Annotated in this window: 26 protein-coding genes; 3 read left to right on the top strand and 23 right to left on the bottom strand. The window is 60.3% G+C overall.

Translation table 11 applies throughout. The annotated features are described in order from the left end of the window. The first annotated feature begins 85 nt into the window (after positions 1-85). Together AACY08_RS02410 and AACY08_RS02405 are read left to right on the top strand one after the other, a co-directional pair. Positions 86-418, top strand: coding sequence for a hypothetical protein (locus tag AACY08_RS02410; protein ID WP_339467805.1), 333 nt, complete (start codon positions 86-88; stop codon positions 416-418). A gap of 51 nt (positions 419-469) precedes the next feature. Next, positions 470-736 carry a hypothetical protein gene (locus AACY08_RS02405; protein WP_339467803.1) on the top strand — a complete coding sequence of 89 codons (267 nt, stop codon included), beginning with the start codon at positions 470-472 and terminating at the stop codon, positions 734-736. Between the two features lie 65 nt (positions 737-801). On the opposite strand, the gene AACY08_RS02400 is transcribed toward AACY08_RS02405, so the two are convergent. From AACY08_RS02400 to AACY08_RS02305, 20 genes are all read right to left on the bottom strand, one after another. Continuing rightward, the gene (locus tag AACY08_RS02400) at positions 802-1,719 is read right to left on the bottom strand and encodes a PfkB family carbohydrate kinase (RefSeq protein WP_339467801.1); all 918 of its coding nucleotides are present in this window, start codon (positions 1,717-1,719) and stop codon (positions 802-804) included. Next, positions 1,712-3,178, bottom strand: coding sequence for a purine-cytosine permease family protein (locus AACY08_RS02395; RefSeq protein ID WP_339467799.1), 1,467 nt, complete (start codon positions 3,176-3,178; stop codon positions 1,712-1,714). Before AACY08_RS02395 ends, AACY08_RS02400 begins: the two co-directional genes overlap by 8 nt. A 192-nt stretch (positions 3,179-3,370) precedes the next feature. Further along, positions 3,371-4,372 carry an ADP-ribosylglycohydrolase family protein gene (locus AACY08_RS02390; RefSeq protein WP_339467797.1) on the bottom strand — a complete coding sequence of 334 codons (1,002 nt, stop codon included), beginning with the start codon at positions 4,370-4,372 and terminating at the stop codon, positions 3,371-3,373. Continuing rightward, on the bottom strand, positions 4,369-5,082 hold the full coding sequence (locus AACY08_RS02385; protein ID WP_339467795.1) for a GntR family transcriptional regulator: 714 nt from the start codon (positions 5,080-5,082) through the stop codon (positions 4,369-4,371). The genes AACY08_RS02390 and AACY08_RS02385 overlap by 4 nt, the downstream gene beginning before the upstream one ends. 70 nt (positions 5,083-5,152) lie before the next feature. Continuing rightward, the gene (locus AACY08_RS02380) at positions 5,153-5,713 is read right to left on the bottom strand and encodes a DUF1285 domain-containing protein (RefSeq protein ID WP_339467793.1); all 561 of its coding nucleotides are present in this window, start codon (positions 5,711-5,713) and stop codon (positions 5,153-5,155) included. Positions 5,714-5,729: 16 nt separating this feature from the next. Beyond that, positions 5,730-6,335, bottom strand: a complete 606-nt coding sequence (locus tag AACY08_RS02375; RefSeq protein WP_339467791.1) for a DUF4823 domain-containing protein — start codon at positions 6,333-6,335, stop codon at positions 5,730-5,732. A 118-nt stretch (positions 6,336-6,453) separates the two neighbouring features. Then, on the bottom strand, positions 6,454-7,422 hold the full coding sequence (locus tag AACY08_RS02370; protein WP_339467789.1) for a GTP 3',8-cyclase MoaA: 969 nt from the start codon (positions 7,420-7,422) through the stop codon (positions 6,454-6,456). 115 nt (positions 7,423-7,537) lie between these two features. Beyond that, on the bottom strand, positions 7,538-8,191 hold the full coding sequence (locus AACY08_RS02365) for a TetR/AcrR family transcriptional regulator (RefSeq protein ID WP_010208394.1): 654 nt from the start codon (positions 8,189-8,191) through the stop codon (positions 7,538-7,540). A 515-nt stretch (positions 8,192-8,706) separates the two neighbouring features. Continuing rightward, entirely contained in the window at positions 8,707-9,492 is a 786-nt protein-coding gene (locus AACY08_RS02360; RefSeq protein ID WP_339467787.1) for a TatD family hydrolase, read from the bottom strand. 53 nt (positions 9,493-9,545) lie between these two features. Then, a complete protein-coding gene (locus AACY08_RS02355) occupies positions 9,546-10,535 on the bottom strand; it encodes a DNA polymerase III subunit delta' (RefSeq protein ID WP_339420921.1) in 990 nt (329 codons plus the stop codon). After that, positions 10,528-11,160 carry a dTMP kinase gene (gene tmk, locus AACY08_RS02350; RefSeq protein WP_339467784.1) on the bottom strand — a complete coding sequence of 211 codons (633 nt, stop codon included), beginning with the start codon at positions 11,158-11,160 and terminating at the stop codon, positions 10,528-10,530. Before tmk ends, AACY08_RS02355 begins: the two co-directional genes overlap by 8 nt. Before the next feature lie 19 nt (positions 11,161-11,179). Continuing rightward, positions 11,180-12,313: an endolytic transglycosylase MltG gene (gene mltG / locus AACY08_RS02345; RefSeq protein ID WP_339467782.1), complete on the bottom strand. Its 1,134-nt coding sequence runs from the start codon at positions 12,311-12,313 to the stop codon at positions 11,180-11,182. A gap of 1 nt (position 12,314) precedes the next feature. Further along, positions 12,315-13,130: an aminodeoxychorismate lyase gene (gene pabC, locus AACY08_RS02340; protein WP_339467780.1), complete on the bottom strand. Its 816-nt coding sequence runs from the start codon at positions 13,128-13,130 to the stop codon at positions 12,315-12,317. Further along, positions 13,130-14,374, bottom strand: a complete 1,245-nt coding sequence (gene fabF / locus AACY08_RS02335; RefSeq protein WP_339420916.1) for a beta-ketoacyl-ACP synthase II — start codon at positions 14,372-14,374, stop codon at positions 13,130-13,132. The genes pabC and fabF overlap by 1 nt, the downstream gene beginning before the upstream one ends. 128 nt (positions 14,375-14,502) lie before the next feature. Beyond that, positions 14,503-14,739: an acyl carrier protein gene (gene acpP / locus AACY08_RS02330; protein WP_003175607.1), complete on the bottom strand. Its 237-nt coding sequence runs from the start codon at positions 14,737-14,739 to the stop codon at positions 14,503-14,505. Positions 14,740-14,930: 191 nt separating this feature from the next. Then, positions 14,931-15,674, bottom strand: a complete 744-nt coding sequence (fabG, locus tag AACY08_RS02325) for a 3-oxoacyl-ACP reductase FabG (RefSeq protein WP_005790544.1) — start codon at positions 15,672-15,674, stop codon at positions 14,931-14,933. Positions 15,675-15,705: 31 nt separating this feature from the next. Beyond that, complete coding sequence (gene fabD, locus AACY08_RS02320; protein WP_339467777.1) at positions 15,706-16,644, bottom strand: ACP S-malonyltransferase; 939 nt, start codon at positions 16,642-16,644, stop codon at positions 15,706-15,708. 126 nt (positions 16,645-16,770) lie between these two features. Next, positions 16,771-17,781, bottom strand: a complete 1,011-nt coding sequence (gene plsX / locus AACY08_RS02315) for a phosphate acyltransferase PlsX (protein WP_339467775.1) — start codon at positions 17,779-17,781, stop codon at positions 16,771-16,773. Between the two features lie 4 nt (positions 17,782-17,785). Then, a complete protein-coding gene (gene rpmF, locus AACY08_RS02310; RefSeq protein WP_008152339.1) occupies positions 17,786-17,968 on the bottom strand; it encodes a 50S ribosomal protein L32 in 183 nt (60 codons plus the stop codon). Between the two features lie 13 nt (positions 17,969-17,981). Further along, complete coding sequence (locus AACY08_RS02305; protein ID WP_049711923.1) at positions 17,982-18,512, bottom strand: YceD family protein; 531 nt, start codon at positions 18,510-18,512, stop codon at positions 17,982-17,984. Positions 18,513-18,617: 105 nt separating this feature from the next. Here AACY08_RS02305 and AACY08_RS02300 point away from each other — a divergent pair, with 105 nt between their 5' ends. Continuing rightward, entirely contained in the window at positions 18,618-19,196 is a 579-nt protein-coding gene (locus tag AACY08_RS02300; protein ID WP_339420911.1) for a Maf family protein, read from the top strand. A gap of 130 nt (positions 19,197-19,326) precedes the next feature. Here AACY08_RS02300 and AACY08_RS02295 read toward each other — a convergent pair whose 3' ends face one another. The 3 genes from AACY08_RS02295 to rluC are packed head-to-tail and all read right to left on the bottom strand — an operon-like array spanning position 19,327 to position 21,940. After that, positions 19,327-20,310, bottom strand: a complete 984-nt coding sequence (locus tag AACY08_RS02295; protein WP_339467773.1) for a S49 family peptidase — start codon at positions 20,308-20,310, stop codon at positions 19,327-19,329. Between the two features lie 21 nt (positions 20,311-20,331). After that, on the bottom strand, positions 20,332-20,994 hold the full coding sequence (locus tag AACY08_RS02290) for an HAD-IA family hydrolase (protein WP_339467770.1): 663 nt from the start codon (positions 20,992-20,994) through the stop codon (positions 20,332-20,334). Then, positions 20,981-21,940 carry a 23S rRNA pseudouridine(955/2504/2580) synthase RluC gene (gene rluC / locus AACY08_RS02285; protein ID WP_065874021.1) on the bottom strand — a complete coding sequence of 320 codons (960 nt, stop codon included), beginning with the start codon at positions 21,938-21,940 and terminating at the stop codon, positions 20,981-20,983. Before rluC ends, AACY08_RS02290 begins: the two co-directional genes overlap by 14 nt. Positions 21,941-22,070: the final 130 nt, after the last annotated feature.

The following is a 22,070-nucleotide window of genomic DNA, read 5'->3' as shown; positions in this document are numbered from 1 at the left end:
TACCGTTCGTCGCCATCAAGGCACGATCAGGAAACGTCAACTGACCAATAGAGGGTAAGGACATTAATCATATGGAGACACCCTCATGAAGAATTCCAAGTTTGCTGCCCTCGCGCTCACCGGCCTGCTGTCGGCGGTGTCCCTGAGCAGTTTCGCCGCCACATCGTCGACCGGCACCACCACGCCTGACGCGACCAGCGAGTCGCAGAAATCCATGGGCACGGGCCTGGATACCAATGGCGGCGCGGTCATCGACAACACTAATGGCGCTGACCCGCACACCCAAGGCCACGACACCGAACGCCAGGCGCCTGCCGCCGTCGGCAACGGCAAAATGGGCCCATCCGTGAATGAGCCGACGATCAATAAAAGCGATGATTCGAACCTGCCAGGCGCGCCGAAAAAAACTGCGCCATAAACAGCGAGTCGCTCTAAAGACACCCGATCATTCCCCAGTGAAGAGGTATGCATGAACGTCGATAAAGACCTTGAAAAAGAAGTCCTCACCCGCCTGCTGCACGCGCACCCCCAAGGGTTGGGCAAGGAAGTGCTGGATAACTACCGCGGAGAAAAAGTGGTCGCCAGTGCCTTGGCATTTCTGCAGGATCGCGGGCTTATCAAGGATGGGCATGTGACCACCGATGAGGCCGGGGAGTATTCGTTGAACTTGCCGATCAAGTTGACGGCGTCCGGGGTGGATGAGGCGCGCAAGCTGGAAAGTCAGACCGCCCAGTAATGTAGGGCACACCGCTAAACACTGTGGGAGCCGGGCTTGCCCGGCTCCCACAGTGTTGATTGGGTTTATTCAGTGAGTAGGGCATTGACTTCAGGGGTGCCGGGCGATGTAGCCGGGCCCCAACGTGTCACGGCCAACGCCGCTGCCGCATTTGCCCGCCGTGCCGCTTGAGCGGGTGCCAGTCCGTTCGCCAGCCCCGCAATAAACACCCCCGCATGCGCATCGCCCGCGCCGTTACTGTCCACCGCCTGTACCTTGAAGCCCGGCACATGCTCGACGGCACCCTCGGCGCTGACCCAGCAACCCTTCGGCCCATCGCGCACCACCAGCAAGGCAGTGTCGGGCAGGTGACGCTTCAGCTCGCTCAGTGCCTCCGTTAACGTACCTGCCCCCGTAAATGCCAGCGCCTCCGGGCCATTGCTGGTCCAGATATCGATACGCGGCAGCAGGGCCACCATCCGTGCAGAATCCGGCGCCTTGACCAGCGGGCCGGGGTCGAACACGACGGTGACGTGACGGGGCAGCGTCAGCAGCCAGTCGAGCAGCGCCTGGGCCTTGCCTTCCAGCAACAAGCTGTAACCGCTGACATAAACGTAATCGTCCGATTGTGGCACCACGCTCGCCAAATCCTCGGCGTTCAAATCACCTTCAGCGCCGATATGGGAAATGAACGTGCGCTCGGTGCTGGCCTCGGTCAGCGAAACGCATAGCCCCGTGTCTTTGTCCGTGCTGGGCGCCTGGGCGATTTCCACACCTTCGGCCAGCATCGCTGCGCGGGCCAGGTCGCCAAAGCGCCCGTTGCCGTGGCACCCCAGATAGATCACCGCCAGCCCATTGCGCTTGGCCGCAGCCATCACATTGAACCCCCCACCGGTTTCGAAGCTGGCCGATTGCGCCAGCACGTCGCTGCCGGATGCGGGCAAGGTATCGAGGGCCATGACCAGGTCGACGATGACTTGGCCGGTGTGCAGCAATCTAGACATTGGGGTTCTCTATCAAAGCCGGGCGACGGTCAGCCGCGCCACCCAGCGCCGCATAAACCCCGCCGGCCACCAGGAAGGTAACGATCCAGCCGAGGCCGTTATGGCCCAGCCACGAGTCGGACAACGGCCCGGCGAACCAGATGTTTTCGGCGGTGGTGCCAATAGTGGTGAAGCTGAAGCCCAACACGATCGCCAGGGCCCAGGCGCCGAATGCGCGCCACTCCACACCACCGCGATACCAATAGGCGCTGCTTGGGCTCACGTCCAGCAAGTCCGTGGGGCTGTAGTAGTGACGGTGGATCAGGTCGACCACGAAAATGCCGACCCAGGCCGTAATCGGCACCGCCAGCAACGATATGAACGTGATAAATGGGCCATAGAAACTGTCGGCGATCAGCATGAAGTAAATCGAACCGGCGAAGATTGCCACAATGTCGACGATCACCGCGTGCACACGCTTGACCTTCAAGCCAAGGGTCAAGGTGGTGAGACCCGCCGAGTACACCGACAGGTTGTTGGAGAGCAGCAGCCCGCCAAACGCCGTGATCAGGTACGGAACCGCCATCCAGGTCGGCAGCATGTCGCGGATCGCGATGATCGGGTCAGTGGCCGACGCCAAGTCGTTATTGCCCACCGACAGCAGGCCGCCAAGGGTGATCAGCAACACCAGCGGGATGCCCGCACCAAACGCGGCGGATGCCACCAGGCGCGCCGCTTTCACACTGCGGTGCTGGTAGCGCGACATGTCGGCGCCGGCATTGGCCCAGCCGATACCGGTGCCCGCGGCCATGGTGCCGACGCCAATGATCATCGCGCTGAGCGGTGCCGGCGTGGCATTGAACACTGCGCTCCAATCGATAGTGGCGCAAAGGAAGCCGCCGACCAGAATGTTCAAGGCGCCAAACACGTAGGTGGCCCACTTCTGGATCACCAGCAAGGTGGCGTGTCCGAGGCCGGATACGGCCAGGGTCAGCAGCACGAAGATCGCGATGAATATCAGGGTGAGTAACGGTGCGCTTTTCGCTTCCACCGCAGAACCGAACAGGATCGAACTCAACGACAGCAGCACAAAGGCGGCTGTGGTGGTGTTGACGGTTTCCCAGCCCAGGCGTGACATCAGCGACACCAGCGTTGGGCCGATATTGCCGCGCACGCCAAAGATGGCGCGGGACAGCGTCAGGCTGGGCGCGCGGCCACGCCGACCGGCGATGGAGATGATGCCTACCACGGCAAAGGAACCGGCAGCGCCGAGGATCGCCACGATGATTGCTTGCCAGATCGCCAGGCCTCGAAACGCCACCAGCGTCGCGCCAAGCGGTAAGCCAAGAATGCTGATGTTGGCCGCGAACCACACCCAGAACAGTTGCAGCGGGTGCCCGTTACACTCGCTTTCCGGGACAGGTTCGATACCACGTGTTTCCAATTGCCCAGCGCTCTGGCCGGAAGAGGTGCTGCTCATGAGGGGCGCTCCTGGTGCCTGTATTGTTGTAATTGTGGCAAAGAATCCAACCTCTAAGCCGGTCATCCTGACTCAACACGATTCAGTGTGGGAGCTGGCTTGCCTGCGAAGGCGGTTATCCAGTGAGCGCATCAATGGCTGGCACACCGTCATCGCAGGCAAGCCAGCGCCCACATTTTTGCTCTGTGGTGTTCAGCGTAATTTGAGCAGCGCTTGAACCAGAGGCTGAATATCCAGGCCGTTGACCTGCTTGACCTGATCGATCATCGCCACAGGCCAGCACTGCATGCCCAGGCATGCGCCCAACATGGCCCCTAGAATCGCGGCGATGGTGTCGGTGTCGCCACCAAGGCTGGCGGCCAGGCACAGGGCCTCGAAGGCATTTATCTCGCCGACCGCCACTTGCTGGGCCAAGGCAAAGGACACCACCACTGACTCCTGTGAAGCCACGGAGGTGCCAATCAACTCATACAGCAGGTCGGCGAACAGGACCTTGTCACCGCTGTCGACGCTCAACGTCCGCGCCCAACTGATGCGCGTGGAAATACGCCCGCCGGCGATCCAGTGTCCGTGGTGCTCTGCTTGTTGGGCGATTTGCATACCGATATTGAGTGCCTCACCCAAATCCACGCCATTAATGCCAGCCGACACCACCGCCGCCACCGCCGCCGCACTGGAAATACCCAGGGTGGTGTTATGGGTGACCTGGCAGGCCTGGATCACCGCCTGGATAAACGGTGCCGGGTCGCTGACATCAGCGGCGATCCCCACCGGCGTGATGCGCATCGCGGCGCCGTTGGTGGTGCCATAGCGCCCGGATTCTTCCGGCGTGTGGCCGGCGAGGATCATGTCGATCGCACGCTTGGTCGATGGGCCGAGTAAATCCTGCGAGCCCTTGGCACGCATGACTGCCTCCCAGTCGATCAGGCGCTGTGCGAGCACGGTAGGTTCAATCGTGCCCTGGCCTTCCACCAGCAATTCGCCCACAAGGATCGCCTGCTCGGTGTCATCGGTGATGGAGCCGGCGGGCATGTTTGGCGCGATGGGCTGGTCAGCATCGGCATCTTCCAGGCCGGTGATAGCACCGAAGCGCGCCCGGACCTGTTCACGGCTCAAGGATTGGGTCGGCATGCCCAGCGCATCGCCCAATGCCAGGCCGTAGAACGCGCCGAGGGCGCGAGTGTGCGGGGTCATTTCGAATGTCCAAACTGCAGGTGCAGACGAAAGTGCAGAGGATCGAGCCAGCTTTCGACGTACTCCATGAAACGCTCGCGACGGTCGTAGGTCGTGCGCGACGCCTTGAGGAACACCGTACCTGTAGGGCGGCCAAGCAACTCGGCGTCTTCATCGCTGAGGGGCTCGGCGCCGATCCACTGGTCACCTTCGGCCCCGACATACCCGTAGGCTGCCAGGGTGATGGTCAGGGAGTCATCGATCAGGCCCACGTCAGGCAGGCTCTCCAGGCCTCCGGAGGCTGGCATCAGCGAGCGCTCCAGGGACACGGCGGTGCCGTCGGCAGTACGCCGGCGCCGGTCTAGGGCGATGAATTGGTCACTGCCGAAACGGTTGAACAGGTCCGGGCGAGTCACCGCTTCCAGGCGCAGGATATCAGTGCTCACCCGCGCGCCGGTGTCGGCCAGGGCCTGGGCCCAACCGCTATGTTGGTCGAGCACCATGCCGTCAAAGGTGACGATGGAGCCGACGCCGCTCTGGGTCGCTATGTAATTACGCCGCTTGAGTTCAGCCAGCGCTTCGCGCAGGGTGCCGCGACTGACCGCAAACTCCTCGGCCAATTGGTGCTCACCCGGCAACAGAAAACCGTCGACCATCACTCCGCCCTCGATACGGCGTATAAGCTCGTCGACGACGCGTTTTTTCTTATCAAATCGAACATGTCTAATCATGTACAAATTGATAACCGAAAGCCGTTATTTACAGCAAGCGAATTATTTCAGGAACATGAAAAAACGGGCCCTAAGGCTCCAGCCCAATACGGAAAAATTCCCCAGCGCTCCAGACACCAAGCCAGTTCTGACCGTTGATCGGACGGATCACCGCCAGTTCCACTAATTGGTAGAACGCGTTTCGATGCACCAAGGCTTCAAGGTTGGTGCGCACCCGGATGTAGGGCGCGGGCTCCTGGGTGACCGGATCGACCACCACGCGCAACGGATGTTCAAGACCGGCTTCGACTTGCTCATCCACGTTGGTGGTAAAGCGCAATACCTGGCTTTCGCCCTGCCCTTCGACTTCCAGGGTCACGGCGACAAACGGCGCATCGTCGACGGTGATGCCAACTTTTTCCACGGGAGTGATCAGGAAGTAATCATCGCCATCGCGGCGGATGATGTTGGAGAACAGCTTGACCATCGGCTTACGCCCGATCGGCGTGCCCTGATAGAACCAGGTGCCGTCGCGGGCGATACGCATATCGATATTGCCGCAGAAATCCGGGTTCCACAGATGCACCGGCGCCGGTCCCTTGCCTTTGGGCAGTTGGGCCAACAGATCGTTGGCTTTGGCGGAATCGGTCATGGGCTTCTCCTGGTGCTTATTGATCACTCATCCCAAGCAGGCCGCGGGCGTACTGCGCCAGGGGGCGGGCAATCAAGTCTTCTGGCTTATTGTCGTGGAACGTCAGTAAACCGCCACGACTGCGAATACGTGCAGTATCAATCAAATACTGGGTGCTGGTCTCGATCAACATGATCTGGATGACACCGTTGTCCAGGCCAAGCCGGTCAAGGGCCTGCTGATCAGCCCACTCGTCGGCATTGCCGATACGGTCATCCGCTGCCGCAAATCGGCAGTACAACAGGTAGTGAGCGCCGGCTGCACGAGCTTCGGACATTGCCTGTTCCAGACCTTCCGGTTGGCGGGCGCGGCGCACCATGGGGAAGTATTCGACGAAGCCGTTGAAGGCTTCCTCTGCCACCACGTTAGGACGCGGGTAGGCACTGCCCGGCGGTACGAAGGCACCCTGGGCGATAAAGATAAAGGAGTCCGGCTGCACGCGAATCGAGGCCGTGCGACGGGTGTCGCTGTGGTCGAGCAAGCCGGCATCACTCATCTGATAGCGAGTGCCTTCGGCCATATCGCTGACGGTCATGCAACCACTCAGCGTCAACGACGCCAGCAATAAAACCAGACTACGCATCCTAATCCTCCAGAAGCCGGTGACGGAAAACCGGCGAATGGGCATGAGATGCAGAATCCGCGCCACTCAGAGATGACGCATAACCAAATGCGGGATTGAGTTGAGTTAGGAAATCGCGTTAGCCGCCAATGATTTTCATGATGGTGGCACCGCCGGAGAACGCCACTTCCTGTTTATCCCCCAACGCCTTCATCAACAGGCCTTGCAGCGCAGGCAGTGCTTGATGGCGCGGCTTGTCCAGCAGGTCGCCGACATAGTGACGGTTGCTCGACGACAGGCAGCCATGCAACCAGCCCGTGGACGACAACCGCAGCCGTGAACAGGTACGGCAGAACGGCACACTCTCGTTGGCAATCACGCCAAAGAAACCCTTGCCCGGTACTTCGTAGCGTACGGCGGTGGCGTCCACGGGGGCATTGGCTTGCAGGTATTCATACTGTTCGCCGATCAGGCTCAGCAGTTGCTGCAAGCTGACAAATTGCTGCAGGAACGCGTTGGAGTCCTTGGCCAGGTGGCCCATGCGCATCAGCTCGATAAAGCGCAACTCGTAGCCGCGCTCCAGGCAGTAGTCGAGCAGCGGCATCACTTGGTCAAGATTCTGGCCGCGCAACGGCACCATGTTGACTTTGATCTTGATACCGGCAGCGCGGGCCTGGTCCATGCCATCGAGCACGGTGGCCAAGTCGCCGCCACGGGCGATGCTGCGGAAGGCGTCCGCATCCAGGGTGTCGAGGGAGACATTGATGCGCTTGATCCCGGCCTCCACCAGCAACGGCAGTTTGCGCGCCAGCAGTTGGCCGTTGGTCGTCAAACTGATGTCACTGAGGCCCATCTGCCCCACTGCGCCCATGAAGGCTTCCAGCTTGGGGCTGACCAGTGGCTCTCCGCCGGTAATGCGCAAGCGGTCGATGCCGGCCGCCTCAATAAGATAAGCCACGCCGCGCGCCATCGCCTCGGCCGAGAGTTCGTCCTGGGCAGCCACCAGCCGCTTGCCGTTAGGCACGCAGTAGGTACACGCGTAATTGCAGGCTGAGGTCAGGCTGATCCGCAAATTGCGAAAACGCCTGCCTTGACGATCAACGATCATGGATCACTCCGGCAGAGGATGATTCGGGCGCACTAAAAGCTGACTGATAAATCAGCTTTTAGCAAGAGTCCATGCCTGAGTATATTCCTGGGGTACTGCGCGTGGCAGCAAATCATTACGTGGCGGGCGTTTCAGCCGGTGGCTGCTCGGCGCTGTGCTTGCGCTTGTTGCCCATGCGCACGCCAATATCCATCAGGAACTGGAAAAAGCCTTCCTGATCTTCCAGCACATTGCTCCAGAACGGCGAGTGGTACAGCGCGACAGCGCCGTGTACCAAGGCCCAGGCAGCGCAATAGTGGAAATACGGCGGCACGTCCTCCAGCTTGCCTTCGCTGATGCGGCCCTTGATCAGCAGAGTCAGGCGTTCGAAGTTCGAGGCACGGATCTTGTGCAACTCCTCGACCATTTCCGGCACTTGATGGCCCTTGACCACCTTCTCTTCCAAACGGTCGAACAGGCGATAGCGCTGCGGATCACGCATCCGGAACTCGAAGTAGGCGCGGGACAGGGCTTCCTTGTCCTTGTCCACATCGGCCGAATGCAGCAACTCGTTCAAATCACGCTCGTAGTCGAGCATCAGGCGCAGGTAAATCTCGGCCTTGGACTTGAAGTGCTTGTAGATCGTGCCTTTGCCGATACCCACGGCATCCGCAATCATCTCGACGGTGACGCTGTCTTCACCTTGTTCGAGGAACAACTTCAGTGCGGTGTCGAGAATTTCCTGCTCACGGCGGCGAAACTCACGGACCTTACGGGGTTCTTTGTGCATGAGAAAGAGGTCTGCAGAGGTCGAAATAGGGAGGGTTGCGCAGGGCCACGGATACGTGGCGATACGATTTACCCAGTGCGCGGGATTATCCCGACTGAACGGTCGTTGGGCAATGTCTATGTGAACCCGTAACGCACTTTACTTTCAGCGCACCAACGTTTGCATTGATTTCAGTCAGAAATAATACGCAACAACTCCCTCCGTACACCTGCCTGATGAGAACTCAAGCGAAGCGCGCGTATTCCAAATCTGTTTAAAAAACGACCAGTCGCGACTGGACTGAATCGGATACTGATCAATACTTGAACTGTCGGCGTGACATCTCCCCCAAGTGACGCGCCGACCTGGGTACCAACGGACCGCGTGCCCTTGTTTTACTCCTAATGGTCTTAGCCCGGATTCACCCCCCCAGAACCCGGGTTTTTTTTGCCTGCGATTTGGCCGCGTCAACAGCATCGGTATCTACACAAGCCCGCTCACTACGCGGAAATTTTTCAGCTTTTGAAAATTGTGCGTCAGTAGGCCACATGAGCCAGCGGGAACAGGCGTTTGAAGTTCTCGGTGGTCTGTTCGGCAAAGCGCTCGTAGGATTCGCCACGCAGCATCGCCAGGTAATCCGCCACATCGCGCACATACTCCGGCAGGTTCGGCTTGCCGCGATGTGGGATGGGCGCCAGGTACGGCGAGTCGGTTTCCACCAGCAGGCGGTCGGCCGGTACTTGGCGCGCTACGTCGCGCAGGGCGTCAGCATTGCGGAAGGTGACGATGCCCGACAGGGAAATGTAGAACCCGAGGTCCAGGGCCGCCTTGGCCATGTCCCAGTCTTCGGTGAAGCAGTGCAACACGCCAGCCTGGGGCAGCGCGGCTTCGCGCAGCAGGGTCAGGGTGTCGGCACGGGCGCCACGGGTGTGGACGATCACCGGTTTACCGGTCTGCTGGGCAGCCTGCAGGTGCAAACGAAAGGAGGCTTGCTGCAACTCGGCGGCTTCGGGCTCGTAGTGGTAATCCAGGCCGGTTTCACCGATGGCCACCACGCGCGGGTGATTGAGTTCGCCGAGCAGCCAGTCGAGGGCTGGGGCTTCACCGGGCTTGAGGTCCAGCGGATGGATACCCACCGAACAATCCACATCGGCATAGCGATCAGCCAGGGCTTTGACGTCGCCAGCATTTTCAGCGCTGACGCCGATGCACAGGAAGTGCCCTACTCCGCGCTGGCGCGCCGCTTCGAGCGCGGCGTCAAGGGAGCCGCCGTGCTGGGCAAGGTCGAGGCGATCAAGGTGGCAATGGGAATCTACGAGCATAAGAATTAAGTCACTGAAAGTGTTTGACCAACGATACCCGTCAGCCAGGGAAATTAACGCCGGCCGAGCAAACCGACCCACTGCACCAGCAGCGCTTCAAGCAACAGCACACGGTTGAGGTTGGCTTTGCCGAGCACTTTCTGGCGCTGGGCGAGGATCCAGTCCTGGATCGTCAGCACTTTGTCCTGGGCACTTTTTTGCGCCAGGTACTGCACCACTTTGCGCATATCTGGCAGGCCCAGACCGCTTTCGTCCTGGGTCAGCTGGTAGCGCAGGATCAGGCTCGACCAATCGCAGAACCAGTCGAACAGCAATAGCAGCGGAATGTCCTTCCAGGCAGTTTCAGCCAACTGGGTCGCGGACACTTCCTGCTTGATCAGCTTCTTTACGCCCTCCACCACCAGTGCGCGTTGCTCACGCACCCCCTGGGCTTGCAGCTTCACCGCGGCCAATGGCGAGCCCGCTGCCAGTGTCAGCAACTCGACCCGTTCTTCCTGACTGCACTGCGGCAACGCCTGCGCCAGCCACTCAAGACTCAGCGCCTCGCTTGGCAGCGGGCACGCCTGCTGAACGCAGCGGCTGCGAATGGTCGGCAGCAAACGGCTCGATTGGTGGCTGACCAGCAACAACACGGTATCGCCAGACGGCTCTTCCAGGCTCTTGAGCAAGGCGTTGGCAGCGTTGATGTTCATCGCCTCCACGGGCTCGATCAACACCACCTTGCGCCCACCCATCTGCGCGGTTTGCACCACGAAGCTGACGAGGTCACGGACCTGGTCGACCTTGATCGCCTTGTCGGCTTCCTCGGGCTCCAGCACGTAGTTGTCCGGATGGCTGCCGGCCTTGAGCAACAGGCAGGATTTGCACTCGCCACAGGCTTCCAGGTCGACCGGGCGCTGGCACAGCAGGCTGGCCATGAGTCGCTCAGCCAAGTCCCGCTTACCGATACCCACCGGTCCATGCAACAGGTAGGCATGGGCGTGGTGAGCACGGCCGGCCAATTGTTGCCACAGGCTGGCCTGCCACGGATAGGCTTCAGGCACGGGCGCGCTCCAGCAGGGTTGGCAACAGCGCGTCGATGGCTTGCTGCACCTGGGCCAGCGGTTGGGCCGCGTCCAGCAGGTAATAACGCGCAGGCTCGGCCGCAGCACGTTTGAGGAACGCAGTACGGACCGCGTCGAAGAAGGCCTGGCCTTCGAGCTCAAAACGGTCCAGGCGACCACGGGCACTGGCGCGGGCCAGGCCCACTTCCACCGGCAGGTCGAACACCAGGGTCAGGTCAGGGCGCAGGTCGCCTTGGACGAACGTTTCCAATGTAGCAATGCGCTCCAGGCACAAGCCTCGACCGCCGCCCTGGTAGGCATAGGTGGAATCGGTAAACCGGTCGCAGATCACTACGGCACCGCGCGCCAGGGCCGGGCGAATCACCTCGGCCAAGTGCTGGGCGCGCGCGGCGAACACCAGCAGCAGCTCGGTGTCCGGGTTCATCTGCTCTTCACCCGGAGCGAGCAGGACCTCACGAATGCGCTCGGCCAGCGGCGTACCGCCAGGCTCGCGGGTCAACACCACCTCGATGCCTTGGGCGCGCAAGCACTCGGCCAGGTAATCGCGGTTAGTGCTTTTGCCGGCGCCCTCGGGGCCTTCCAGGGTAATAAACAAGCCAGTCACAGGCAGTCCTTAGTCAGAATTATTGCGGGCTTGGCGGCGCAGTGGTGTCCGGCGCAGGCTCGGCCGGTTTATCAGCTGGCTCATCCGCCGGTGGCGTTGCGTCTTGCGCAGGCTTCGCCACCGGTGCCGGACTGGAGCGGTAATCGGCGCGGCGTTTGAGTTGAAACTCGCGCACGGCGGCATTATGCGCATCCAGGTTATCCGAGAAAATATGGCTGCCATCGCCGCGTGCGACGAAATACAGGCTGCTGCCCGGCACCGGGTTCAGCGCGGCATGGATCGCCTCGCGGCCGACCATCGCGATAGGCGTCGGCGGCAGGCCGGCAATCATGTAGGTGTTGTAAGGGTTGGCTTCCTTGAGATGAGCGCGGGTCAACTTGCCGTTGTAGCGCTCGCCCAGGCCGTAGATAACCGTTGGGTCGGTCTGCAACAGCATGCCGATCTTCAATCGACGCACAAATACCCCGGCGATCTGCCCACGCTCCTCAGGTACGCCGGTCTCTTTCTCCACCAGGGAGGCCATGATCAGCGCTTGATAAGGGTCGGTGTACGGCGCATCGGCGGCGCGCTTGCTCCACTCCTGGGCGAGTACATCGTCCAGGCGGTTATAGGCTTTTTTCAGGAATTCGACGTCGGTCATGCCACGCACGAAGCGGTAGGTATCGGGGAAAAACCGCCCCTCGGGGAACACGCCAGGGTGGCCGAGTTTATCCATGACTTCACTGTCAGTGAGGCCCGAAAGGCTCTGCACGATCTTTTCATGGTTGGCTAAGGCCGAGCGCACCTGGCGGAAGTTCCAGCCCTCGACCAGGGTCAGGCTGTATTGCACCACTTCGCCACGCTGCCAGAGGCCGATCAAGCCCTGCGCCGTCATGCCAGGCGTCATGCGGTATTCGCCGCTCTGCAGTGGCTGGCCGTCGAGGTTTAAGCGCCAGTACAGGCGCAACCAGAACGCGCCGTCGAGCACGCCATCGGCTTCCAGGCGATTAAAGGTACCGGTCGGGGTCGCCCCTGCCGGTACATCGAGCAATTGCTCCTGGGTCAGGTTCAAAGGCTGCTTCAAGGCAGAATCGAACTTCCAGGCAGAATAACCCAACAGCAAAGCCGCCGAGAACAGACCGATCAGCAGCAGTACAACCAGTTTTCGTATCAACTCAAATTTCCAATAGCGCGCGAATAATGCCCTGCAGTTTACGGGTGAGCGGGCCAACCGACCAGCTCATCGCAGCGTACCCGCGCACAGGCCAAATGCCATAAACGCTGTTGCACACAAAGACTTCGTCAGCCTGCTGCAACTGCGTAAGGCTGATGTCGGCCACGGCCACCGGGGTACCCAGTGCTTGAGCCTGGGCCAGAATCTCGGCGCGCATCACACCGGCAACGCCGCAACGCGTCAGATCAGCGGTTAGTAACAAGCCGTTGCGCACAAGAAACAGGTTGCTGAATACGCCTTCGATGACACGCCCAGACATGTCCAGCATCAAACCCTCAGCGTGCTCGGCATCCTGCCATTCGGCGCGGGCGATCACCTGCTCGAGGCGATTGAGGTGTTTGAGGCCGGCCAGCAGTGGCTGCTCGGCCAAGCGGGTGGCGCACGGAAAAAGGCGGATGCCGTCGGTTCCATGGGCGAGGGGATAAGTAGCGGGCGGGTTGCCCTGCAAGATACGGCGCACTGGCGCGCCAGGGTTGATGCCATAGCCACGCAGGCTGTCGCCACGGGTAAGGATCACCTTGAGGACACCGTCGCCAAGGGCGCCGGCATAGGCCAGCACTTCGTTGCGGATCAAAGGCTGATCTGCAACCAAAGCGAGGCGCCTGCAACCCTGATCGAGGCGTTGCAGGTGACGGTCGAGCAGCACCGGTTGCCCGGCCCTGACGGCAATGGTCTCGAACAACCCGTCGCCATACGCCAGGCCGCGATCTTTCAGGGGCACGTTATCCGCTGGCTGACCGTCGACCCAGCTGTGCATCACTCGGCGAACCGGCGGAACACCAGGGACCCGTTAGTGCCACCAAAACCGAACGAGTTGGAGATCACCACGTCGATCGGCATCGGCTGCGCTTCGTGAGGCACGAAGTTCAAGTCGCAGCCTTCGTCCGGCTCATCGAGGTTGATGGTCGGGGGAGCGACCTGATCCTTGATGGCCATCACGCTGAAGATCGCTTCGACCGCACCCGCCGCGCCCAACAAGTGGCCGGTCATGGACTTGGTGGAGCTGACCGCCAGCTTGTAGGCATGCTCGCCGAACACCGACTTGATGGCTTCAGCTTCCGCCAAATCGCCAGTCGGCGTCGACGTGCCATGAGCGTTGATGTGCTGCACCTGGTTCGGGTTGACCTTCGCATCGCGCAGCGCGTTGGTGATGCAACGCGCAGCGCCGGCACCGTCGGAGGGTGGCGAGGTCATGTGGTAGGCGTCGCCGCTCATGCCAAAGCCGATCAGCTCGGCATAGATGGTCGCGCCACGCGCCTTAGCGTGTTCCAACTCTTCCAGCACCAGTGCACCGGCGCCGTCGGACAGAACGAAACCATCACGGCCTTTGTCCCAAGGGCGACTGGCGCGGGTGGGCTCGTCGTTGCGGGTCGACAGTGCACGGGACGCGCCGAAGCCGCCCATGCCAAGGCCACAGGCCGCCATCTCGGCGCCGCCAGCGATCATCACGTCAGCTTCGTCATAGGCGATGTTGCGCGCCGCCATGCCGATGCAGTGCGTGCCCGTGGTGCACGCGGTGGCAATGGCGTAATTAGGCCCCTGTGCGCCCAAGTGGATGGACAGGAAACCGGAAATCATGTTGATGATCGAGCCCGGCACGAAGAACGGTGAAATTCGACGGGGGCCGGAATCGTGCAACGTGCGGCTGGTTTCTTCGATATTGGTCAAACCACCAATACCCGATCCCATGGCCACGCCGATGCGGTCACGGTTGGCGTCGGTGACTTCCAGGCCGGCGTTACGCACTGCCTGAAAACCGGCTGCCAGGCCGTATTGAATGAACAGGTCGAGTTTGCGGGATTCTTTGACCGAGAGATATTCCTCGACATTGAAGCCCTTTACCGAGCCGCCAAAACGGGTGGAATAGGCAGAAAGGTCCGTGTGTTCGATCAGACCAATACCACTGTGGCCAGCCAGAATGCCCTGCCAACTGCTCGGCACATCCGTGCCCAGTGGCGACAACATACCCATACCGGTGACTACGACGCGTCTACGCGACACAGCACTCTCCTTTTTCTAATGACGACACTTTTGCTTCAGCGCTCACATTTCGTCAGGGCTAAAGAAAAAACCGCACGCCGTTACAGCAGTGCGGTTTTTCCCTGAAAGCAAGCGACGACTACAAACTATTACGCCTGGTGGCTAGTAACGTAGTCGATAGCAGCTTGAACAGTAGTGATTTTTTCAGCTTCTTCGTCCGGGATTTCGGTCTCGAATTCCTCTTCCAAAGCCATCACCAGCTCAACGGTGTCAAGGGAATCGGCACCCAGGTCTTCTACGAAGGAAGCAGTGTTGACCACTTCTTCTTCCTTAACGCCCAGTTGCTCGGCGACGATTTTCTTGACGCGCTCTTCGATGGTGCTCATACCTTGTTTAACTCCTAATGGACAAATTCAGGCAGCTGGCCAGTGGGTAAGTGTATAGAAAGCCATTTCAGCTTTTCAACTGAAAGCTTCACCCAGTACCCGGTCGGCCACCCGCCTATAAATTAAGTTGCAGCTTTATAACGGATTTTAGACAGCTCGTATGACATTTTTTTGAAGCGATCCGTCACAATTTAACTCATGTACATCCCGCCGTTCACCGGGATTGTAGCCCCAGTCACGTATGCCGCACCGTCGGATGCCAGGAAAGTGACCACATTCGCGATCTCTTGAGCCTGGCCCAGACGGCCCAGCGGAATCTGCGTCAGCAAGGCTTCACGCTGTGCTTCCGGCAGCTCACGGGTCATATCGGTGTCGATGAACCCTGGGGCCACCGAGTTGACCGTAATCGACCGCGAGCCGACTTCACGTGCCAATGCACGGCTGAAACCTTCCAGACCGGCCTTGGCGGACGCGTAGTTTACTTGGCCTGCGTTGCCCATGGCACCCACTACGGAGCCAATATTGATAATTCGCCCCCAACGCGCCTTGGTCATGCCACGCAAAACGCCCTTGGACAGGCGAAACAGACTGTTCAAGTTGGTATCGACCACGTCGTACCACTCGTCGTCTTTCATGCGCATCATCAGGTTGTCGCGGGTGATGCCGGCGTTGTTTACCAGAATCGCCGGCGCGCCAAATTGTGCGGTGATCTCGGCCAGTACGGCGGCCACTGACTCATCGCTGGTCACGTTCAGCTCAAGGCCGGTGCCTTGCACGCCGTTTTCCTTCAGGGTCGCGGCGATACGCTCGGCGCCCGAGGCGGACGTGGCAGTGCCGATCACAACGGCGCCCTGACGGCCCAGCTCCAGGGCGATGGCCTGGCCAATGCCACGGCTTGCGCCGGTAACCAGTGCAACTTTACCTTGCAGACTCATGCAGGCTTCTCCTAAGTTCGGAAATAGAGGGTCAGGCCAGGGCTGCGCGAGCGGCAGCAAAGGCGTCAGGTGTATTGAGGTTGGCCGTCGAGACGCCGTCGGCGCAGCGCTTGTTCAGGCCGCCGAGGACTTTGCCCGGGCCACACTCGACCAGCTCGGTGGCGCCATTGGCCGCCAAGGTCTGGACCGACTCAACCCAGCGTACGGGCTTGTAGAGCTGCTCAAGCAGGTCGCGCTTGAGGGTGTCGAGGTCGGCCGCCACGGCGGCGCTGACGTTCTGTACCAGTGGGATCTGCGGTGCCTGCCAGTTGACGGCAGCGATGGACTCGGCAAAACGCTCGGCAGCCGGGCGCATCAATTCGCAGTGGGACGGCACGCTTACCGGCAACGGCAAGGCACGCTTGGCACCACGGGCTTTGCAGATTTCGATTGCGCGCTCAACGGCGGCCTTGGCACCCGCGATGACCACTTGGCCAGGGGAGTTGAAGTTAACGGCGCTGACCACTTCACCCTGGGCCGCTTCGGCGCAGGCTTCGATCACCACGGCGTCGTCCAGGCCCAGGATGGCAGCCATGCCGCCCTGCCCTGCCGGAACGGCTTCTTGCATCAGCTGCCCACGACGCTCGACCAGCTTGACCGCTTCAGCCAGGGTCAGGCTGCCCGCCGCCACCAAGGCGCTGTATTCGCCCAGGCTGTGACCGGCGACGAATGCTGGACGCGCGCCGCCTTCCGCCAGCCACAAGCGCCACAGGGCGACCGAAGCGGTCAGGATGGCCGGCTGGGTTTTATCGGTTTGATTGAGTTGTTCTTCCGGCCCCTGCTGGGTCAGCGCCCACAGGTCGTAACCCAGGGCGTCGGAAGCTTCCTTGAAGGTGTCCAGGATCAACGGGTATTGCGCGCCCAGTTCGGCCAACATGCCGAGGGACTGCGAACCCTGCCCTGGAAAGACGAATGCGAGGGATGTAGACATGTAACAAGCCCCTAATGATCTGGTCGTCAAAAATGCGCACGCCTACGGTGGGAGCGCACGAAACTGACAGATTGGATGGTCAATTGAACTGGCCGGTCACATTTAAGCATTCCCGGGCCGATTCGCCTAAGGCAACAGATCCTCAAGACGGCCGTGCAAGCGTTGCGGCAGGTTCTCCTGGATCTCGATCACGGCCCGCGCAATAGCACTTTGAAAGCCCTCGACGCCAGCCGAGCCATGGCTTTTTACCACAATGCCCTGCAGCCCCAGGAAACTTGCGCCGTTATGCCGCGCCGGGGCCAGGTCAGCCTGCAAGCGGCGCATCAACGGCAGCGCCAGGGCGCCGACCAGGCGCGACGCCAGGCTCTGTTTGAACAACGCCTCGATACGCGCGGCGATCATGGTCGCCAAGCCTTCGCTGGACTTGAGCAGGATATTGCCGACAAACCCGTCGCACACCACCACTTCCGCCTCGCCACGGTACAACCCATCACCCTCGACGAATCCGATGTAGTTCAAGCCGCGCGCGCTTTGCAGCAAGGTGGCGGCGAGCTTGACCTGCTGGTTGCCCTTGATATCTTCGGTGCCGATATTCAGCAACGCCACCCGCGGCCGGGCCACGCCCAGCGCTTCGGCGGCCACCGAGCCCATCACAGCAAACTGCAACAGGTGCTCGGCACTGCAATCGACATTCGCACCCAGGTCCAGCAACTGGCAGTAACCTTTCTGCGTCGGAATCGCCGCCACCATCGCCGGGCGATCAATGCCCGGCAATGTCTTGAGCACATGCCGCGACAACGCCATCAAGGCCCCGGTGTTGCCGGCACTGACACAGGCTTGCACCTTGCCATCACGCAGCAGCTCCAGGGCCACCCGCATCGAAGAATCGGGCTTGCCACGCAGGGCTGCCGCCGGCTTTTCATCCATACCAATGGTTTCGCTGGCCGGCGTAATCGTCAGGCGCGCGCGATCCACTGCCGGATGGCTGGCAATCAGTTCTTCAAGAGGGGAAGGTTGACCGACGAGGGTCAGGTGCAGCGAGGGTGTGGCAGACAGGCTGGCAATGCAGGCCTGAACAATGCTGCGGGGACCGAAGTCCCCGCCCATTGCGTCTATCGCGATGACTAGAGCAGACAAGTGATTACTCGTCAGCGCCCTTGTCGATCACTTTACGACCACGGTATACGCCTTCTGGCGATACGTGGTGACGCAGGTGAATTTCACCGGTGGTTTTTTCTACAGACAGAGTGCTCGCCGTCAGGGCATCGTGCGAACGACGCATGTCACGGGCAGAGCGGGATTTTTTGTTCTGCTGAACAGCCATAATTGATTAACTCCTAAACGTTTGGGTCACGCTTTAACTGCGCCAATACACTGAACGGGTTGGACCGCGTTACCTCGTCCTCGCTCGGTTCGGACTCGTCGCCGAGGTCCGCCGGCTGCTGGCATTCTTCCGGATGATGAGCAGGCACAATGGGCAAGGCGAGCAGAAGCTCCTCCTCGATCAGTGCATGCAGATCCAATGGATCTTCGCCCAGTTCCAGCACGTCATAACCTTTCGGCAACGACTGGGTATTCGCACCCTCTTTCACCACAGCGTAACTGCATTCGCTGTGGATCGGCAGGGTGACCAGCTCAAGACAACGCTGGCAAACCATTTTGACTTCGGTGTCGATAACGCTGTGAATTACCACAGATTTACGTTCATCTCGTTCAAAAACGAATTTAGCCTGCACCGTACCGACAGTGTCGGAAAGCGGGTCGCAGAGTCTCTCCAAATTGGCCAACAGCAACTCACCTTGAAGGGAAGTGCCACGATCAGCCAGTTTGCGCGGGTCAACGTGAGGTGGAATCGGGTCATTCAACATAGGCGCAGCATTATAGGGATGCACCGGGCCATGTCAAAGGAAATTCAGCCCTGTGCGTCAGCCGGTCACGCGCTAGAATCTGCCACTGCCTTTTAGGAGTCGCCCATGCTGCCTTTATTACTCGCATCCAGCTCGATTTATCGCAGGGAATTGCTGAGCCGCCTGCACCTGCCATTCATCTGCAGCTCGCCGGATATCGATGAAAGCCATCGCACAAATGAGTCCGCCATTGAGCTGGTCAAGCGCCTGGCCGAAGAGAAGGCCCGCGCGTTAGCGGCCAGCCATCCAGGGCATTTGATTATCGGCTCTGATCAGGTTGCCGCACTGGAAGGCCGGATCATCGGCAAGCCTCACACCTTTGAAAACGCCCGCGAGCAATTATTAGCCGCCAGCGGCAAGCGCGTCAGCTTTCTCACCGGCCTGGCGCTGTTGAACAGCGAGACAGGACACTGCCAAGTCGACTGCGTACCTTTTACCGTGCACATGCGTGAGCTGGACGTTGAGCGTGTTGAGCGCTATCTGCGGATTGAGCAGCCGTATGACTGCGCAGGCAGCTTCAAGGCTGAGGGGCTGGGCGTGAGCCTGTTCCAGAGCACTGAAGGGCCGGACGCAACCAGCCTGGTTGGGCTGCCGCTAATCCGCCTGGTGGATATGCTATTGGCTGAAGGCGTGCAAATCCCTTAATTCCACCACCAAACTACTGTGGAAGCTGGCTTGCCTGCGATAGCGGTGGTCCAGCCACTATAAATGTCGACTGGCCAACCGATATCGCGGGCAAGCCCGCTCCCACATTTGAATCTATGCATCTGTTAGATCAGCGCAAGCTTGGACCCTGGAAGCCCATATACAACGCCAGCTTCTCGGCTACGCTGGCACCCAGCCTCTTGGAGAACCGATCAAACGGCGATTCCTCAACCGTAAAATCCACCAACTCCTTCTCGCCAATCACATCCCGCGCAACGAAACTGGCACTCCCCAGGCCGTCAATCAAGCCCAACGGCAACGCCTGCTCGCCTGACCACACCAACCCGGAGAACAACTCGGGATGTTCCTTATCCTTTAGGCGGTCGCCACGCCCCTGCTTCACGCTGGCGATAAACTGGCGATGGGTGGTGTCGAGCACGCCCTGCCAGAATGCGGTTTCATCAGCCTTCTGTGGCTGGAACGGGTCGAGGAACGACTTGTGCTCGCCCGAGGTGTAGGTGCGGCGCTCCACACCCAGCTTCTCCATGGCGCCGACAAAGCCATAACCGGCCGCCGTCACACCAATGGACCCCACCAGACTGGCCTTGTCGGCGTAGATCTGGTCTGCCGCACTGGCGATGTAATAGGCACCGGAAGCGCCCAGGTCGGAAATCACCGCATACAGCTTGATATCCGGGTGCAGGCCACGCAGACGGCGAATCTCGTCATACACATAACCCGACTGCACCGGACTGCCGCCCGGGCTGTTGATGCGCAGGATCACGCCCTTGACCTTGGGATCTTCAAACGCAGCACGCAGGCTGCTGACGATATTGTCGGCGCTGGCGGGTTCCTTATCGGCGATCACCCCGCGCACCTCGATCAGGGCGGTGTAGTTGGCGCCACGGGTCGCATTTTTTTCCACGTCCATCAGCGGGCTGAACAATGCCAGCATGGCAATAAGCCAGACAAAGGTCAGCAGCTTGAAGAAAATCCCCCAGCGCCGCGCACGACGCTGCTCCTGAACGCTGGCCAGGAGGGTTTTCTCCAGCAGTTTCCAGCTCTTGTCATCACCGCTTTCAGCCTTTTCGGGCGCTTTCCATTCGTCACTCATGCCATTAACCCCAGCAAAGACTCATCGGGCCCGGTTTAGCCAGGCCTGCAATTCGGAAAAATGATCAATCGTCAGTCGCGGCTCATAATGCTGCAAGGCCTCGGCAGCCTGGGCGCCGTAGCTGACCGCCACGCTGTCCATGCCTGCATTGCGCGCCATCATCAGATCGAAAGAGGCATCCCCCACCATCAAGGCCTGGCGTGGCGACACGCCGCAATGCGCGAGGATCTGCTCCAGCATCAGAGGATGAGGTTTGCTGGCGGTTTCATCGGCAGCACGGGTGATATCGAAATAATCACCCCAACCGTGGGCCTTGAGCACTCGATCCAACCCGCGACGCGACTTGCCGGTGGCAACCGCCAAGTGGTAACCCTCGGCGCGAAAGGCCTGCAGGGACTGCACCACACCCTCAAACAGCGGCGAAGGCTCCGCCTCCAGCGCCGTGTAGTGATCGGCGTAGTGCTCGCGAAACGCGACCAATTCGGCTTCACTAATGTCGGGGTACAAGGTGCGGATCGCCTCAGGCAAGCCCAGACCGATAATGCCCTTGACCGCGAAGTCGCTGCACAGCTCGAAACCCGAACGCGTTGACGCCATGTGCATCGATTCGACGATCCGGCCAATGGAATTGGCCAGGGTGCCGTCCCAATCAAATATCAGCAGCTTGTAATCACGGTGCGACACTCAAGCGCTCCACGGTCTTGGCCCACATCTCGTCGACCGGCGCTTGCAGCTTCAACTCACCACCATCCGGCAGCGGCACGGTGAGCATGTAGGCGTGCAGGAACAGCCGTTTGCCGCCCAGGTCGCGGATCTCCTTGGAGAAGTCCTCGTCGCCGTATTTGGTATCGCCAGCGATGCAGTGGCCCGCATGCAGCGTGTGCACACGAATCTGGTGGGTACGACCGGTCACCGGCTTGGCCTCGACCAGGGTGGCAAAGTCGCCGAAACGGCGAAGCACCTTGAACAAAGTCAGGGCTTCTTTGCCCTCCTCGTCCACTTCCACCATGCGCTCGCCGGAACGCAGGTTGCTCTTCTGCAACGGCGCGCGAACGCTCTTGATGGAGCTGGCCCAGTTGCCGCGCACCAGCGCCATGTAGCGCTTGTCCACACCATCGCCACGCAGGGCGGTGTGCAGGTGGCGCAACATACTGCGTTTCTTGGCGATCATTAGCAGGCCGGAGGTGTCTCGGTCCAGGCGATGGACCAACTCAAGCTCCTTGGCGTCCGGACGCAACTGACGAAAGGCTTCGATCACGCCAAACGTCAGGCCGCTGCCGCCGTGAACCGCAATGCCGCAGGGCTTGTTGATCACGATCAGCTTGTTATCTTCAAAGACAATCGACGCCTCAAGGCGCTGCAACAGACCCTGCGCCAACGGCACGGGCTCATCACGCTCGGGCACGCGAACCGGCGGCACACGGACGATGTCGCCCGCCTGCAACTTGTACTCGGGCTTGATCCGACCCTTGTTCACCCGCACTTCACCTTTACGCAAGATGCGATAAATCAAGGTCTTGGGCACGCCTTTGAGCCTGGCCAGGAGAAAATTGTCGATGCGTTGGCCGGCATATTCCGGCGAGACCTCAAGCAGCTGGACGCTGGGGGTCTGGGGGGCGGTATTCGTCATGGCGGCGATGATAACAATTTTTATGGAATTGAAGCACTTAATCATTGCTGCTATAGTCGCGAACGCCGCCAAAAGCGGCCTGGACAGAGGACTAGCGGCAAACTGCCGGCCCTGACCATCGCAATTCATC

Source organism: Pseudomonas sp. EL_65y_Pfl1_R83 (assembly GCF_963970695.1).
Taxonomy (GTDB): domain Bacteria; phylum Pseudomonadota; class Gammaproteobacteria; order Pseudomonadales; family Pseudomonadaceae; genus Aquipseudomonas; species Aquipseudomonas tritici.
The sequence above is the reverse complement of the archived record's forward strand: the minus strand, read 5'-3'. Positions and strand labels throughout refer to the sequence as shown.